This is a genomic window from Acidovorax sp. Root267 (assembly GCF_001429215.1).
In the GTDB taxonomy this organism is placed as follows: domain Bacteria; phylum Pseudomonadota; class Gammaproteobacteria; order Burkholderiales; family Burkholderiaceae_C; genus Acidovorax; species Acidovorax radicis.
In genome coordinates, this window is record NZ_LMJC01000012.1 from 709,386 (window position 1) to 723,694 (window position 14,309).

The following is a 14,309-nucleotide window of genomic DNA, read 5'->3' on the forward strand; positions in this document are numbered from 1 at the left end:
ATTGTCTCTGCCCCAGCTTGCGCGAAACCAAAGACCAGACCGGGTAGCACGCGCCTAAAATCGTCGCATAGCCAGACAACAGGCCCGCCCCCCTGGGGCGTACCGCCCAAGGAGACACCCGCATGCGCATCCTCATTGCCGAAGACGACCAGGTGCTGGCCGATGGACTGCTGCGCACCCTGCGCGCCTCGGGCGCCGTGGTGGACCATGTGGCCAGCGGCACCGAGGCCGATGCGGCCCTCATGACCAACAACGAGTTCGACCTGCTCATCCTGGACCTGGGCCTGCCCAAGATGCACGGGCTGGAGGTGCTGAAAAAGCTGCGCGGCCGGGGCTCGGCCCTGCCCGTGCTCATCCTCACTGCCGCCGACAGCGTGGAAGAACGTGTGAAGGGCCTGGACTTCGGGGCCGACGACTACATGGCCAAGCCTTTTTCGCTGCAAGAGCTGGAGGCGCGCGTGCGGGCCCTCACGCGCCGGGGCATGGGCGGCACCAGCAGCGCCATCAAACACGGTCCGCTGGTGTACGACCAGGCCGGCCGCGTGGCCACCATCGACGGCAAGATGATCGAGCTGTCGGCGCGCGAGCTGGGTTTGCTCGAAGTGCTGCTGCAGCGCGCCGGCCGCCTGGTGAGCAAGGAACAGCTGGTGGAGCGCCTGTGCGAGTGGGGCGAAGAGGTCAGCAACAACGCCATCGAGGTCTACATCCACCGCCTGCGCAAGAAGATCGAGGGCGGGCCCATCCGCATCGCCACGGTGCGCGGCCTGGGCTACTGCCTTGAAAAGATTGCGAGCTAGGAGGCCCCCCTGAGTCGCTTCGCGCCTTCCCCCAAGGGGGACGCACCCGGTGGCCTGGCGGAGCCAGTTCCACGGGTGCACTGGCTTGGAGCGGCGCCAGTTTTGTCCGCTGCGAGCCAGTGCACCATGTGGACCGATGATATAAAAATGTTAGCTACTAACGCTTACTGGATAAGCGCTAGAGGCCAAAAAGGCTTAAAACCTTGAAAATCTTCCAGCGAGAGCAGCGCTCCCTGTTTGGCGAAATCCTCGACTGGATGCTCACGCCGCTGCTGCTGCTGTGGCCCGTCAGCCTGGCGCTGACCTGGCTCGTGGCCCAGGGCTTGGCCAACAAGCCGTTCGACCGCGCGCTCGAATACAACGCCCACGCTCTGGCCCAGCTGGTGAGCGTGGCAGGCGGCAAGGTGCAGTTCAACCTGCCCCAGCCCGCCAGCGAGATCCTGCGGGCCGATGAGTCCGACATCGTCTACTACCAGGTGGTGGGCCCGGGTGGCGAGTTCCTCTCGGGCGAACGCGAGCTGCCCGAGCCGCCGGCCGACGAGGTGCCCATGTCTGGCGAGGTGCGCCTGCGCGACGGTGAAATGCGTGGCATCGACATCCGGGTGGCCTACATCTGGGTGCGGCTGCCGTTGCCCGACACGCCCGTGGCCCTGGTGCAGGTGGCCGAGACGCGCGAAAAGCGCAGCGTGCTGGCCACCGAAATCATCAAGGGCGTGATGCTGCCGCAGTTCGTCATCCTGCCGCTGGCGGTGCTGCTGGTGTGGCTGGCGCTGGCGCGGGGCATCCAGCCGCTCAATCAGCTCGAGCAGCGCATCCGCGCGCGCAACCCCGACGACCTCTCGCCCTTGGACGACCGCACGGTGCCGCTGGAAGTGGCGCCGCTGGTGTCGTCCGTCAACGACCTGCTCACGCGCCTGAACGATTCGCTGGCCACGCAAAAGCGCTTTCTGGCCGACGCCGCCCACCAGCTCAAGACACCGCTGGCGGGCCTGCGCATGCAGGCCGACCTGGCCCAGCGCGAAGGCACCAGCACCGAAGAACTCAAACGCTCGCTGCAGCAGATCGGCCGCTCCAGCATCCGCGCCACCCACACCGTCAACCAGCTGCTGGCGCTGGCGCGGGCCGAGGGCAGCGGCGTGGGTTTTGCGCGCCAGCCGTGTGACCTCGCCCGCCTGGTCATCGAGGTCGTGCGCGACTCGGTGCCCCGCGCGCTCGACAAAAAGATCGACCTGGGCTACGACGGTGCCGAGCCCGGCTCGCCCGGTGTGCTGATCGACGGCAACCCCACGCTGCTCAAGGAACTGGTGCGCAACCTGGTGGACAACGCCATCAACTACACGCCCTCCACGCCCGACAAGCCCGGCGTGGTCACTGCCCGCGTGCTGGCCGACACCTTTGGCCATGTGCTGCTGCTGCAGGTCGAAGACTCCGGCCCCGGCGTGCCCGAGGCCGAGCGCGAGCTGGTCTTTCAGCCGTTCTACCGGGCGCTGGGCAGCGAGGCCGACGGCTCCGGCCTGGGTCTGCCTATCGTGCTGGAGATCGCGCGCAAGCACGGCGCCGAGGTCACGCTCGAAGAAGCGCGTCCCGGCCACCATCCGCCCGGCGCATGTTTCAGCGTGCGCTTTGCGGCACGGGATGTGGTGGCGGGCAGCTGACGGGAGCCATTGAGCGGCGGAGTGCCGGTGTCTGCGGCATCATGTGCATTCCCCCAGCCTGATGCCCCACCATGTCCCCACCACCCCGCCGTTTTGCCAACACCCACCCCGGCGTCGTCATTGGCAATTTCCCCTGGTACGAAATGGTCTGGCGCTCGCTGCGCGGTGACTTCAAACCCCGCTCGGAGCCCACAGGGGGCTATGCGGCCTTCGCCCAGCAGTGGAGCGTGCCCGTGGACCACGCGCGCCTGGCGCAACGCCAACAGGCGCCGGTGGTCACCTGGCTGGGCCATGTGTCCATCCTCCTGCAGGTGGCCGGCTTGAACGTGCTCATGGACCCGACGCTGTGCGGCTTTGCCGGACCACTGGGCCGCTTTGGCGCGCCGCGCCGCGTGCCTGCACCCCTGGCGCCCGAGCAGCTGCCGCCCATCGATGTGGTGCTGATCTCGCACAACCACTACGACCACCTCTGCTACGGCACCTTGCGCCGCTTGCGGGACGCAGGCCAGTCACCGCGTTTTGTGGTGCCGCAAGGGTTGGGCCACTGGTTTACCCAACGCGGCATGGGCCCCGTGACCGAGCTGAACTGGTGGGAACACACCGACATCGCCCCCGGTGTGCGGGTGCACTTCACCCCCGCCCAGCACTGGAGCCGCCGCACCCCGTGGGACACCAATGCCTCGCTGTGGGGCGGCTACCTGCTTGAATGGGCGCGCCCGGAGGCGGCAGGCCCCTGGCGTTTTCTGTTCCCGGGCGACACGGGCTACAGCGATGATTTCAAGGCCATCCGCCAGCGCCTTGGCGCAGTCGATTTCCTGGCCCTGCCCATCGGCGCCTACCTGCCGCGCGACTTCATGAAGCCCATGCACGTGAACCCCGAAGACGCCGTGCAGTTGATGCTGGATGTGGAGGCCAAGCAGTCCATGGGCGTGCACTGGGGCACGTTCATGCTGACGCAGGAGGCGTTTGACCACCCGCCGCGCGACCTGGCGGCCGCACTGGCGCAGCGTGGCATTGCGGCGGAGCGCGTATGGCTCATGCGGCACGGGGAGACGCGGGCCATCGCGGTGTGACCACCGGGTGGCCGTGTTGCGTGTCTGGCGTGCAGCACGCGTCGGCAGCGGGGGCCCGTCAGCCCACCGTTTGCACGGACATCAGTGCCATGTAGAGAAAACCGTGGGCCGTGGGCGCTCGGTACACCCCTTGCGCCCCCAGCACGTCGGCGGCCACGCCCGATACTTCCCAGCCATCCGTGGCGTCGCCTTTCCACAGGGGCACGGTCAGGTGCCGAAAACCTTTGTCTTCACCAAATTCCCACACGTCCGGAATGCGGGAGATCACTTTGGCTTGGTTGTGGAAATTGGCCCAGGCCCACAGCCAGGTGTGGGTGGTTTCAGAGACGGAGCCGATGAACTCGATGTCTGCGACCACACGCGCCACGCCGTTGTCGGAGAAGGTCAGCGTTCCTGTGGGCTGGTCATAGTCCCACCGCGAGAAGCGAGAGATGCCGTAGTCCGACTCCAGCACCCGCTGCTTTTCGTACAGTGCCTGGTGGGCGGTTGCCACGGTGTCGATCCAGGCCTTCTTCACGGGGCCGTCCAGGGCATCGACGCTGGCAGCCATGGAAGCCTGGTAGCAGTGGTGGCAAATGATCTGGAGGTCCAGGCAGGCCTCGTTGCGCTCATTCCACTCGCCTTCTTTCAGGAGTTCGGCATGGCAGCTGGCGCACCAGGCATCCGGGTACCGGCAATCGGTCGACGGCATATCGCAAAACCACCTTTGCGCTGAATTCCTGCACAGATGCCCACACACGTAGGTTGCCACCGCCTCGCCGTGGGTATCGCAGTGGACAGGCGGGTTTTCTTCAGTCATGGAGAAATCAGTGGGGGAAAGGAAGGGGGACGGGCGCGGTGGCTGCCATCCGGCTGCTGAGCCCTGTGCCGCACTGCGGCTACGCGCAGTTGCGCAGCGTCTTGCCCGCCATGGCGGTGCGCAGGGCATCGAACTGCGGGCGCAGTGCGTCGGTCACTGCAGGCAGGCGCAGCGTGAAGCCGGCCGTGTCCGGCCGCTCCTGAATCACGCGGGCTGTGCGCACGCCCTTGTTGCCCAGGTTGGCCAGTTCGCGCTCGGCCGCATCTTTGGTGGCAAAGCGGCCCAGCGAGAGGCCGAATTCGAGTGTTCCGCCCGCACGGTCGTGGTCCACCTTGCGGGCACGCAGCTCGGCGCGTTTCCTGTCCAGGGTTTCCACGTCTTCAAAGCGGCCCATGTAGACCATCCAGCGGCCCGGGACAGGCGTGGGCTCCAGCAGCCAGCTGCCTGGCGGCAGGTTGGCGGCGGCTGTGCGCAGGGCGTCGGCCTGGCGCTCGTCAAACACGCCCGCCTGCAGGCATTCGGCGGTATCGGCAGGGGGAGGGGGGGATGCGGCGGAAGACGCGCCGTCGGCCGAAGCGGTGGCCGTGCCGGGAGGGGGGGAGAACGAAGAAGAGGAAGAGGTCTTGCTGGGGTTCACCCGCAGGATCTGCAGCGTTTCAGGCCGGATCTGGTGGTTCATTCGCTGCGGCTCGGCCTGTTCCTCGGGGGCAAACCCCCAGTCCTTGAGCAGCCCCTGCGACCACGCGTAGTAGCCCGCGTTGGCCAGCAGCAGTGCGATCACGGCAAGACGGAGCATGGAGCGTGGCCTTTCAAGGGAAACTTTGTCACACCGGAGGCACCGCAGTCGGCCGGACACTGATTTCGGAACTCGTGATGGCCTGCATGCCGCCGGCCGTGTGCACCAGCAGCGCACCATCGTCGCCCACGCCGTGCGCGGTGCCGGTGTGGCCATCGCTCAGCGTCACGGCGCGGCCTTGCAGCACGTCGCGGGCCGCAAAACGGGGCTGCATGGGGCCAAACCCGTAGCCTTCGAACGAGCGCAGCATGGCCACCAGCGGGGGCACGATGCGCAGCAAGGCGGTGGGGGCGTCCAGCCCGGGTTCCACGTCCTGCAGGCAACCGGGGGGCATGCTCATGCCTTCGGCGCTGCGTGGCAGCACGTTGATGCCGATGCCCACCACCACATAACGTGCAGTGCCGGCGCTGGTGCCCTGTGGCACTGCCTGCGCATCTTGTAGCGCGACAAAACTGGCGGTCTCCACCAGGATGCCGCCCAGCTTGCGGTCACCCGCTGCGCCGCCCAGCCACAGGTCGTTGGGCCACTTGAGGCCCACGCGCGCTGGCTGGCCTGGGCCGAGCGGAGGCAGCACGGGCTGCAGGCTTTCGGCCACGCTCACTCCCACGGCCAGCGACAGGCCGGACCAGTCCTGGGGCGCCAGCGGCAGGCCCAGCGACATCATCAACGACGCACCGGCATCGCTTTGCCACACCCGCCCCAGCCGCCCGCGCCCGGCGGTCTGCTGCTCGGCCACCAGCAGCGTGGGCTCACACTGGCCGGTGCGCGCGCGGCGCATGAGTTCGGTGTTGGTCGAGTCGATGCTGGGCAGCACTTCGACGGTAAAACCCGGTAACAGCGGTGACACTGCTTCCCAGATGGCCTCGGCCGGCCAGCGGATCGGGGTGGTGGTCACTGGGTGCGGCCCCGTGGTTGGGCCTTTTGGGGCGTCTTGCTGCTTTTGGAGACAGACGGCTTGGACGGCGGCAGCGGCACGGGCGGTGCCCAGCCGCGCTTGGGCGCCAGCAGCGTGCCCCGGCAGTTGGTGCTGCCACACCAGCAGGGGTATTCGGCCTTGAGCTTGGGCGTGTAACGCTCTTCAATGATCAGGCCATAGTCGTAGTTCAACTCTTCGCCTGCCTGGATATTGCGCAGCGCAGTGATGAAAATGCGGCCGTCCCGTTCGTCGGCGTAGCAATTGGGGTTGCAGCTGTGGTTGATCCAGCGCGAGGAGTTGCCGCCGAACTTTGCGTCGATCACGTGGTCTTCATCCACGTGAAAGTAAAACGTGTGGTTGGGTTGCTGGGGGTCGTGGGGGTGCCTGTCCTGCGCTTCCTGCCAGCCAATCACTTCACCCGTGTACTCCACAAGGACTTCGCCTTCCGCAATATCCTGCACGGCAAACACGCCCTTGCCGTGGACGCCCGAGCGCCGGGTCTGGATGCGGCGGCCCGGTGCAAGGGTGGGGGCGGCAGGCGATGCGGAGCGGGGCATGGCAAAAACTCTGTTAACTTGATAGTGCACACATGTGTGCGTGCGCGTGTATGCGTGTGCATGCGCGTGAGACCCGAATTGTAGAAGCGCCCGGAACCCGGGCAACCAGAATGACTGGCGAGAGCCCCAAAATGACCAAGACCCTGGTAATTGCAGAAAAACCTTCCGTCGCGCAAGACATCGTGCGCGCACTGACCCCCGTGGCCGGCAAGTTCGAAAAACACGAAGAACACTTCGAGAACGACCGCTATGTAGTCACCAGCGCCGTGGGCCACCTGGTGGAGATCCAGGCGCCCGAAGAGTTTGACGTGAAGCGCGGCAAGTGGAGCTTTGCCCACCTGCCCGTGATCCCGCCGTACTTCGACCTCAAGCCCGTGGATAAGACCAAGACGCGCCTGAACGCGGTGGTCAAGCAGGCCAAGCGCAAGGACGTGACGCAACTCATCAACGCCTGTGACGCGGGCCGCGAAGGGGAGCTGATCTTTCGCCTGATCGAGCAGTACGCCGGCGGCGCCAAGCCCCTGGGCAAGCCCGTCAAGCGTCTGTGGCTGCAGTCCATGACGCCCCAGGCCATCCGCGACGGCTTCGACGCCCTGCGCACCGAGCAGCAGATGGCGGGCCTGGCCCACGCCGCCCGCAGCCGGTCTGAGGCCGACTGGCTGGTGGGCATCAACGGCACCCGCGCCATGACGGCGTTCAACTCGCGCGATGGCGGGTTCTTCCTGACCACCGTGGGCCGGGTGCAGACGCCCACCCTGTCGCTGGTGGTGGAACGCGAAGAAAAGATCCGCAAGTTCATCAGCCGCGACTACTGGGAAATCCACGCCACCTTTGGTGCAGAAGCCGGTGAATACCCCGCCAAGTGGTTCGACCCCAAGTGGAAGAAAGGCGAGGATGTGGAAATGCGTGCGGACCGCGTCTGGTCTGCCGCCGAGGCACAGTCAATAGCCAACGCAGTGCGCGGCAAGCAAGCCACGGTGACTGAAGAGAGCAAGCCCACCACACAAGCCTCGCCCCTGCTGTTCGACCTGACCAGCCTGCAGCGCGAGGCCAACGGCAAGTTCGGCTTCTCGGCCAAGACCACGCTGGCGCTGGCGCAAAGCCTGTACGAGCGCCACAAGGCCCTGACCTACCCGCGGACCGACTCGCGCGCGCTGCCCGAGGACTATCTGCCGGTGGCCAAGCAGACCTTCGAGATGCTGGCCGACAGCGGCATGCGGCACCTGGCGCCACACGCCGCCACGGCGCTGGCTGGCAACTACATCCGTCCATCCAAGCGCATCTTCGACAACAGCAAGGTGAGTGATCACTTTGCGATCATCCCCACGCTGCAGGCGCCCTCTGGGCTGAGCGAAGCCGAGCAGAAGCTGTACGACCTGGTCGTGCGCCGCTTCATGGCGGTGTTCTTTCCCAGCGCTGAATACACAGTCACCACCCGCATTTCGACCGTGGCGCCCCACAGCTTCAAGACCGAGGGCAAGGTGCTGGTCAAGCCCGGTTGGCTGGCCATCTACGGCAAGGAAGCCGCCGAAGAAGTCGAAGGCGGCAAGGACGGCGACAAGGGCCAGAACCTGGTGCCCGTGAAACCCGGCGAAAGCGTCAACACCGTCGGCGTGGACCCCAAGGGCCTCAAGACCAAGCCGCCCGCGCGTTATTCCGAAGCCACGCTGCTCGGCGCCATGGAAAGCGCCGGCAAGCAGATCGACGACGAAGAGCTGCGCGAAGCCATGCAGGAAAAAGGCCTGGGCACGCCTGCCACGCGCGCGGCCACCATCGAAGGCTTGCTGACCGAAAAGTACATGCTGCGCGAAGGCCGCGAGATCATTCCCACGGCCAAGGCCTTCCAGCTGATGACGCTGCTGCGCGGGCTGGAGGTCGAAGAGCTCTGCCGTGCCGACCTGACCGGTGAATGGGAGTTCAAGCTCTCGCAAATGGAAAAGGGCCTGCTCAGCCGCGAAGACTTCATGGCCGGCATTGCCACCATGACCGAGCGCATGGTCAAGAAGGCCAAGGAATACGACCGCGACACCATCCCCGGCGACTACGCCACGCTCGAATCGCCGTGCCCCAACTGTGGCGGCGTGGTGAAGGAAAACTACCGCCGCTTCGCCTGCGTGGGCAAGCCCGGTGCAGAAGGCTGCGGCTTCAGCTTTGGCAAGTCACCCGCAGGCCGCACGTTCGAGACGGCCGAGGCCAACGCGCTCCTGCGCGACAAGAAGATCGGCCCGCTGGAGGGTTTCCGCTCCAAGGCGGGCTGGCCCTTCACGTCCGAAATCATCATCAAGTACGACGACGAGGCGCACAACTACAAGCTCGAATTCGACTTTGGCGACGACAAGAAGGGCGAGGAGTCGGGCGAGCTGGTGGAGTTTGAAGACGCCGCGCTCGGCCCCTGCCCCATCTGCGGATCGGAAGTGCACGAGCACGGCAGCAACTACGTGTGCAGCAAGGCCGTGCCCACTGCCGCGCAGCCCACGCCCAGCTGCACCTTCAAGAGCGGCAAGATCATCCTGCAGCAGCCTGTGGAGCGCGAGCAGATGCACAAGCTGCTGGAGACCGGCAAGACCGACCTGCTCGACAAGTTCGTGAGCATGCGCACCCGCCGCGCCTTCAAGGCCCACCTGGCGTGGGACAAGGAGGCGGGCAAGGTCAACTTCGAGTTTGCGCCCAGCAAGTTCCCGCCGCGCCCAGGTGTTGCTGCAAAATCAATAGCAGCCAAGGCAGGAAAGACAAGCGCTGCGGCCAAAAAAGCCGCCAAACCTGCCGCTGCCAAGAAAGCCCCGGCCACCAAGACCGCTGCCGCCAAGGCACCGCGCAAGGCCGCCGCAGGCAAGGCCCCCAGCGCCGCCCTGGCCGCCGTGATCGGCACCGAGCCCGTGGCCCGGCCCGAGGCCGTCAAGAAGATGTGGGAATACATCAAGGCCCACAACCTGCAAGACCCCAAGGACAAGCGCACCATCGTCGCCGACGACAAGCTGCGTGCGGTGTTTGGCAAAGACAGCGCGGGCATGTTCGAGCTGGCGGGCATTCTGGGCAACCACCTGGGTGGCGAAGGATGACGCAACACGCTGATCAATCTGCCGCGTCGCCTGTGCGGGGCTTCTGGCGCTCCGCGCTGGTGGCTCTCGCAGTTGCTGGTGCGCTGGGCGGTTGCACCAGCACGCCAGGTTCTGCGCGCTCCAGCGACCCCGCCAGCCCGCAGCCATCGCAGGGTGCCAGCGGCGTTACCGTGTTTGGCGATATCGATGTGGGCGTATCGCGGGAGCGCACGCGCTGACGTGGGGTGTGCTGCCTTACAGGCCATCTCCATGGAACCTGCCGTACCTGCGCGGAGCCAGCCTTCCAGCCCCAACGATTGATGATGGACCCTGAGCCGCAGGGGAAAGAATGATGGGCGAACCCGCACTGTCTTTGCAGATAGCCACCACGGTGCACCACCGCATCCACACTGTCACGGTGCGCATGGATTCGGTGGGCTGGGTGGTCTCGGGCACCAAGCACCTGGTCACGCCCGGCGGTGGGCACCGCTACCCCAGCGGGCGGGTGTTCGTGCTGCCGCGCGGCGCGCAGTGGGAGGTGGTCAACGACCCGGCACCCCAAGGCCGCTATGTGGCGCGGCTGCTGTGTTTTGCGCCCGAGCTGGTGGAGCAGTTCCACCGGCAGTTCGGCCAGTTCGCAGCCGTTGCACCGGTGCAAGGCTGCGCGGGCCTCGCGGCCGACGGCGCGTTTGAAGACAGCTACGTGCGTGCCGTGGCCGCGCTGGAGAGCGATGCCAGCTCCCAGGCGCTGCGCGAACACCGCGCGCTCGAAGTGCTGCTGATGCTGGCCGAGGCGGGCATCGTCTTCGCCCCGCCCGGTGAGCTGGGCTGGGCCGAACGCGTGCGCCGCCTTGTGGGCCCCAGCCCGCAGGCCGACTGGACGGTGGAGCGCATCGCCAGCGCCTTTGCCACCAGTGCCAGCACCCTGCAGCGCCGCCTGGCGCAAGAGGGCGAAACCGTGAGCCAGTGCCTGCGCGACGTGCGGCTGGAGACGGCGCTGGTGCTGCTGCAAAGCTCCGCGCTGCAGGTGTCTGAGATCGCTGCGCGCTGCGGCTACGAGTCGCACAGCCGCTTCAGCGCGGCCTTCCGCGAACGCTTTGGCTTTCCGCCCTCGCAGCTGCGGCCCTGATTCCTGCGGCTGACGCACAGCGCACAGCCATTGACGCCGCCGGGCCAATGCGACGGCGTGGCACACCGCACCATCAAGTCCTTGTTTCACACCGCTACTGCAAGGAGCTTTTTGGATGAGCCACCCACTTTCACGCCCCCGTCGCGCTTTTACCTCCATCGCCGCACTTGCCACCATCGGCCTGGCATTTGCTGCCCATGCCCAGGCGTTCACGCTCAGCAGCCCCGACTTTGCGGCTGATGGCACCTTGCCCCAGCGTTTCGAGTTCAAGGGCTTTGGCTGCGCGGGCGACAACCAGTCGCCGGCCCTGCGCTGGAGCGGCGCGCCTGCGGGCACACAGAGTTTTGCCGTCACCGTGTACGACCCTGACGCACCCACGGGCTCGGGCTGGTGGCACTGGTCGGTGGTGAACATCCCCGCCGGCGCCACCGAGCTGCGCGCGGATGCGGGCGCGGTGGGCGGTGCGCAACTGCCCGCAGGTGCCAGCCACGTGCGCATCGACTACGGCGTGGCCGCCTGGGGCGGCGCCTGCCCACCAGAAGGTGATGCACCGCACCGCTACATCTTTACCGTGCATGCCCTCAAGGTGCCGCGCCTGGACTTGCCCACCGACGCCACCGCGGCGCTGGCCGGCTACATGGTCAACGCCAACAGCCTGGGCAAGGCCACGCTCACGGCGCGCTATGGGCGCCCTGCGGCCAAGGGCGCGCAGCGGTGATACCCCGTGGGCGGTGGGCGCCCTGATGTTTTAAGCTTGGTGGGTCACACCCACCACACCCCAGGCCCACCCCATGCGCAGCGCCCGCGAACGAGCCCTTTGGTCCATCCTGGCGGCACTGCTGCTGGCCGCCGCAGCTGCCGCATGGTGGACTGCCGACCAGTGGCTGCCCCACGCCGGGCCGTGGACCGAGCAGGCCTGGAAGAAGATCACCCGCCCCGGCCCCGACACCTTGCCGCCCGGCAAGCAGCAGCCCGCCGCACAAGCCCGCGCTGCGAGTGGTGGCGCGTCCGAGCCCGTGGCCCCGCAGCCGCGCAAGTGCGTGAAGGACGGCCGCACCACCTACACCGACCAGCCCTGCCCGAAGGGCACGCAGGAGCTGCCGGTGGATGGCGCCGTGACCTCGCTGCCGCGCGCGCAGTAAGTTCATGAAGATGGCGTGCAGCGGCAGGCCCGCCGGTGTGAGTCATGTCGTTTTTTTCCTAGCCCGCCAGGGGCTGCGCGGATTCAATCGGTGCGTTGATTCACTACCCAAGGCCTCTCTCTTTCTCTTTGGAGGGCCGCATGCACCGATGCAAAACCACACCCACCTGCGCGCTTTTCTTCTTCTGCTGGCTCTCGTGGGCCTGGCTGTCCCTTGGTACTTCAACACCGTGTACTTTTTGGCGGGTGGCAGCGTGATGCCCGACGTTTTTTGGCGCGATGCCTTTGCCAATGCATTGACCACCGGCATCACCTGCGACGTGTACCTGGCCGCCGTGGCGTTCTCGGCCTGGGTGGCGGTAGACCGCAGCCTGGGCGCATGGCGCTGGGCTTACATCGCAGCCTGCTTTGGCATTGGCCTCGCGTTTGTGATGCCGCTGTACCTGGCTCAGCGCTTGCGCGTGGGCTCCAAGGGTGGGGCAGGCTGATTCGGCAGGGTCTGCGCGCCGATCTGCAAGGGCCAGTGCGCGGTCAGCGGGCTGCGCGTGCCTTGCACCAGGGCCTGCAGCGGGTGGCCCGCCAGCCTGCGCACATCGCGCGCCATGTGCGACTGGTCGTAGTAGCCCTGGTCGGCGGCCAGGTCCACCACCGGGCCGCCGGGCGCGGCGAGGGCGTTGCCCAGCGTGCTGTTCAGCCGCGCAATCACCTGAAACTGCTTGGGCGCCATGCCCCAGTGCGCCACAAAGCGCCGTTCAAACTGCCGCTGGCTCAGGCCCAGACGCTGGTCCGCGTCTGTTGCATCGTCGCTGGCCGCATGCAGCAAGGCCAGCGCCTGCTGCCGCCGGGCTTCACACGGTGACGGCGGCGCGACCAGCTGCCGGACGAACTGGCACAGCACCGCGATCCGCGCGCCATCATCCGGCGCCGCATGCACGCCGTGCTCCACCTCGGTCCACCCAGGCCCCACCAGTTCCGCCAACGGCCGCAGTGTGTTCACCAGCCCGCGCGCGCTGGCAAACAGTGCCGCCGCGGCTTCAGGCTGCAGCACCAGCCCCACGGCCCGCACCGGCCCGCCGTGTTCGTACACCGTGGCCGTGGTGCTGGCGCTGATCCAGGCCGCTGGCGGCACCAGCGCTCCTTGGCAACACACCTGCCCCGCCAGCCGCACCACCAGCATGCTCGACACCATGGCCGGGAATTGCGACTGCACCAGCTCCGCAGGGGCATCGACCACCACCCCCGCCATCAACCAGGGCTGCAAATCAGAGGGCACGGGCACAAAACGCTGCATGCCCGGATTCTGCACACGGTCGCGCCCCACGCATTGCACCAGCCACCCGTGCGACATGCGCCAGCCGCACCACCCGACTATCCTTGTTGCTTCAGCATCCCTATCCACCGCACACCTGTGCCACGCACCATGCAGCAAGAGCAAGCACCTACCCGATCTCTCCCCCTCGCAGGCGCCACCAACTTTCGAGACCTGGGCGGCTACACCGGCCAGGGCGGGCGGCCCGTGAAGTGGCGGCGCATCTTTCGCTCTGACCATCTGGCGGCCCTGACCCCCGAGGACCAGGCCCTGCTGGCCGAACTGGGCGTGGCCCGCGCGGTGGACTTTCGCGGCAAGGCCGAAAGCGCTGTCTATGCCTACGCGCTGCCCGGCATCAGCTACCACCCGCTGGCCATCGAGCCCACCGTGGTGCAGCGCGCGCTAGAGCTGCAGCGCACCGGCCGCCAGCTCACCGCGCAAGACGCCGTGGGGCTCATGCAAGACACTTACCGGGGCTTTGTGCACGACAACGCCCCGCGCTTTGCCGAACTGTTCAAGCTGCTGCTGGCCAGCGACACCCCCACCGTCTTCCACTGCACCGCTGGCAAAGACCGCACCGGCTTTGCCGCCGCCCTCATCCTGCTCACCCTCGGCGTGCCGCGCGACGTGGTCATGCACGACTACCTGCTCACCAACACCCTCTACCGCCGCCCCGAAGGCATGGGCAGCCACGCGCCCGAGGAAGTGCTGGCCGTGCTGTGGCGCGTGCAAGAAGAATTTCTGGACGCCGCCCTGCACAAGGTAGACACCGAGTTCGGCGGCCTGCAGCCGTATCTGGTGGACGTGCTGGGGGTGGATGCCGCTGCGCAGAAAGAGCTTGCCAAGCGGTATCTGCAGGCGGTGGTGTAGCCAATCCGCACAAAGACCCCGAAGAAACGCGCAGCGCATTGCGCGCGGGCTTGCGCCGTGTAAATGCCATTTGCTATCAAAACGGGAGCTATTGGCGCAATACAGCAAAGCGGCGGATCAATTTTTAGCTGTTTCTTCTTGCCGTATCCACGCCCCACACAACCAGCCGTACCTACCAACTTTCGCAGGTTGCGCCGTGCCCCCTCACCCCCTACAGTGAAGTTGAAGT

At 66.8% G+C, this 14,309-nt stretch carries 15 protein-coding genes; 10 read left to right on the top strand and 5 right to left on the bottom strand.

The annotated features are described in order from the left end of the window. Nucleotides 1–122 precede the first annotated feature (122 nt). From ASE39_RS12690 to ASE39_RS12700, 3 genes are all read left to right on the top strand, one after another. A complete protein-coding gene (locus ASE39_RS12690) occupies nt 123–797 on the top strand; it encodes a response regulator transcription factor (RefSeq protein WP_010464491.1) in 675 nt (224 codons plus the stop codon). 203 nt (nt 798–1,000) lie between these two features. Continuing rightward, nucleotides 1,001–2,452 carry a sensor histidine kinase gene (locus ASE39_RS12695; protein ID WP_057227473.1) on the top strand — a complete coding sequence of 484 codons (1,452 nt, stop codon included), beginning with the start codon at nt 1,001–1,003 and terminating at the stop codon, nt 2,450–2,452. Between the two features lie 71 nt (nt 2,453–2,523). After that, entirely contained in the window at nt 2,524–3,525 is a 1,002-nt protein-coding gene (locus tag ASE39_RS12700) for an MBL fold metallo-hydrolase (protein WP_057271344.1), read from the top strand. 58 nt (nt 3,526–3,583) lie between these two features. Here the strand turns inward: ASE39_RS12700 and ASE39_RS12705 are convergent, their stop codons facing one another. From ASE39_RS12705 to ASE39_RS12720, 4 genes are all read right to left on the bottom strand, one after another. Continuing rightward, nucleotides 3,584–4,216, bottom strand: a complete 633-nt coding sequence (locus ASE39_RS12705; RefSeq protein ID WP_010464486.1) for a DUF6882 domain-containing protein — start codon at nt 4,214–4,216, stop codon at nt 3,584–3,586. Between the two features lie 187 nt (nt 4,217–4,403). Beyond that, entirely contained in the window at nt 4,404–5,120 is a 717-nt protein-coding gene (locus ASE39_RS12710) for an SPOR domain-containing protein (protein ID WP_010464484.1), read from the bottom strand. Nucleotides 5,121–5,148: 28 nt separating this feature from the next. Next, on the bottom strand, nt 5,149–6,015 hold the full coding sequence (locus tag ASE39_RS12715; RefSeq protein WP_057271345.1) for a biotin--[acetyl-CoA-carboxylase] ligase: 867 nt from the start codon (nt 6,013–6,015) through the stop codon (nt 5,149–5,151). Beyond that, the gene (locus ASE39_RS12720) at nt 6,012–6,593 is read right to left on the bottom strand and encodes an SET domain-containing protein-lysine N-methyltransferase (protein ID WP_057271346.1); all 582 of its coding nucleotides are present in this window, start codon (nt 6,591–6,593) and stop codon (nt 6,012–6,014) included. The genes ASE39_RS12715 and ASE39_RS12720 overlap by 4 nt, the downstream gene beginning before the upstream one ends. A gap of 131 nt (nt 6,594–6,724) precedes the next feature. Between ASE39_RS12720 and ASE39_RS12725 the strand changes: the two genes are divergently transcribed. The 6 genes from ASE39_RS12725 to ASE39_RS12750 all read left to right on the top strand — a co-directional run bounded on the left by ASE39_RS12725 (nt 6,725) and on the right by ASE39_RS12750 (nt 12,389). After that, a complete protein-coding gene (locus tag ASE39_RS12725) occupies nt 6,725–9,652 on the top strand; it encodes a DNA topoisomerase III (RefSeq protein ID WP_057271476.1) in 2,928 nt (975 codons plus the stop codon). Beyond that, on the top strand, nt 9,649–9,870 hold the full coding sequence (locus tag ASE39_RS12730; RefSeq protein ID WP_057271347.1) for a hypothetical protein: 222 nt from the start codon (nt 9,649–9,651) through the stop codon (nt 9,868–9,870). Before ASE39_RS12725 ends, ASE39_RS12730 begins: the two co-directional genes overlap by 4 nt. A gap of 113 nt (nt 9,871–9,983) precedes the next feature. Then, entirely contained in the window at nt 9,984–10,760 is a 777-nt protein-coding gene (locus ASE39_RS12735; protein ID WP_242421423.1) for a helix-turn-helix transcriptional regulator, read from the top strand. 115 nt (nt 10,761–10,875) lie between these two features. Further along, on the top strand, nt 10,876–11,478 hold the full coding sequence (locus tag ASE39_RS12740) for a YbhB/YbcL family Raf kinase inhibitor-like protein (protein WP_242421424.1): 603 nt from the start codon (nt 10,876–10,878) through the stop codon (nt 11,476–11,478). A gap of 73 nt (nt 11,479–11,551) precedes the next feature. Continuing rightward, a complete protein-coding gene (locus tag ASE39_RS12745) occupies nt 11,552–11,902 on the top strand; it encodes a DUF4124 domain-containing protein (RefSeq protein ID WP_057271349.1) in 351 nt (116 codons plus the stop codon). A gap of 148 nt (nt 11,903–12,050) precedes the next feature. Further along, entirely contained in the window at nt 12,051–12,389 is a 339-nt protein-coding gene (locus ASE39_RS12750) for a DUF2834 domain-containing protein (RefSeq protein WP_057271350.1), read from the top strand. Here ASE39_RS12750 and ASE39_RS12755 read toward each other — a convergent pair. After that, a complete protein-coding gene (locus ASE39_RS12755; protein ID WP_057271351.1) occupies nt 12,350–13,249 on the bottom strand; it encodes a helix-turn-helix domain-containing protein in 900 nt (299 codons plus the stop codon). The genes ASE39_RS12750 and ASE39_RS12755 overlap by 40 nt on opposite strands. A gap of 72 nt (nt 13,250–13,321) precedes the next feature. Between ASE39_RS12755 and ASE39_RS12760 the strand changes: the two genes are divergently transcribed. Further along, nucleotides 13,322–14,080, top strand: coding sequence for a tyrosine-protein phosphatase (locus ASE39_RS12760; RefSeq protein ID WP_057271478.1), 759 nt, complete (start codon nt 13,322–13,324; stop codon nt 14,078–14,080). Nucleotides 14,081–14,309: the final 229 nt, after the last annotated feature.

Excerpts from the sequence above, each read along its gene's own strand:
- ASE39_RS12735 (WP_242421423.1), top strand. The coding sequence starts at position 9,984 with ATGGGCGAACCCGCACTGTCTTTGCAGATAGCCACCACGGTGCACCAC.
- ASE39_RS12750 (WP_057271350.1), top strand. The coding sequence starts at position 12,051 with ATGCAAAACCACACCCACCTGCGCGCTTTTCTTCTTCTGCTGGCTCTC.
- ASE39_RS12700 (WP_057271344.1), top strand. The coding sequence starts at position 2,524 with ATGTCCCCACCACCCCGCCGTTTTGCCAACACCCACCCCGGCGTCGTC.
- ASE39_RS12720 (WP_057271346.1), bottom strand. The coding sequence starts at position 6,593 with ATGCCCCGCTCCGCATCGCCTGCCGCCCCCACCCTTGCACCGGGCCGC.
- ASE39_RS12745 (WP_057271349.1), top strand. The coding sequence starts at position 11,552 with ATGCGCAGCGCCCGCGAACGAGCCCTTTGGTCCATCCTGGCGGCACTG.
- ASE39_RS12705 (WP_010464486.1), bottom strand. The coding sequence starts at position 4,216 with ATGCCGTCGACCGATTGCCGGTACCCGGATGCCTGGTGCGCCAGCTGC.
- ASE39_RS12725 (WP_057271476.1), top strand. The coding sequence starts at position 6,725 with ATGACCAAGACCCTGGTAATTGCAGAAAAACCTTCCGTCGCGCAAGAC.
- ASE39_RS12710 (WP_010464484.1), bottom strand. The coding sequence starts at position 5,120 with ATGCTCCGTCTTGCCGTGATCGCACTGCTGCTGGCCAACGCGGGCTAC.
- ASE39_RS12740 (WP_242421424.1), top strand. The coding sequence starts at position 10,876 with ATGAGCCACCCACTTTCACGCCCCCGTCGCGCTTTTACCTCCATCGCC.
- ASE39_RS12730 (WP_057271347.1), top strand. The coding sequence starts at position 9,649 with ATGACGCAACACGCTGATCAATCTGCCGCGTCGCCTGTGCGGGGCTTC.
- ASE39_RS12760 (WP_057271478.1), top strand. The coding sequence starts at position 13,322 with ATGCAGCAAGAGCAAGCACCTACCCGATCTCTCCCCCTCGCAGGCGCC.
- ASE39_RS12755 (WP_057271351.1), bottom strand. The coding sequence starts at position 13,249 with ATGTCGCACGGGTGGCTGGTGCAATGCGTGGGGCGCGACCGTGTGCAG.
- ASE39_RS12690 (WP_010464491.1), top strand. The coding sequence starts at position 123 with ATGCGCATCCTCATTGCCGAAGACGACCAGGTGCTGGCCGATGGACTG.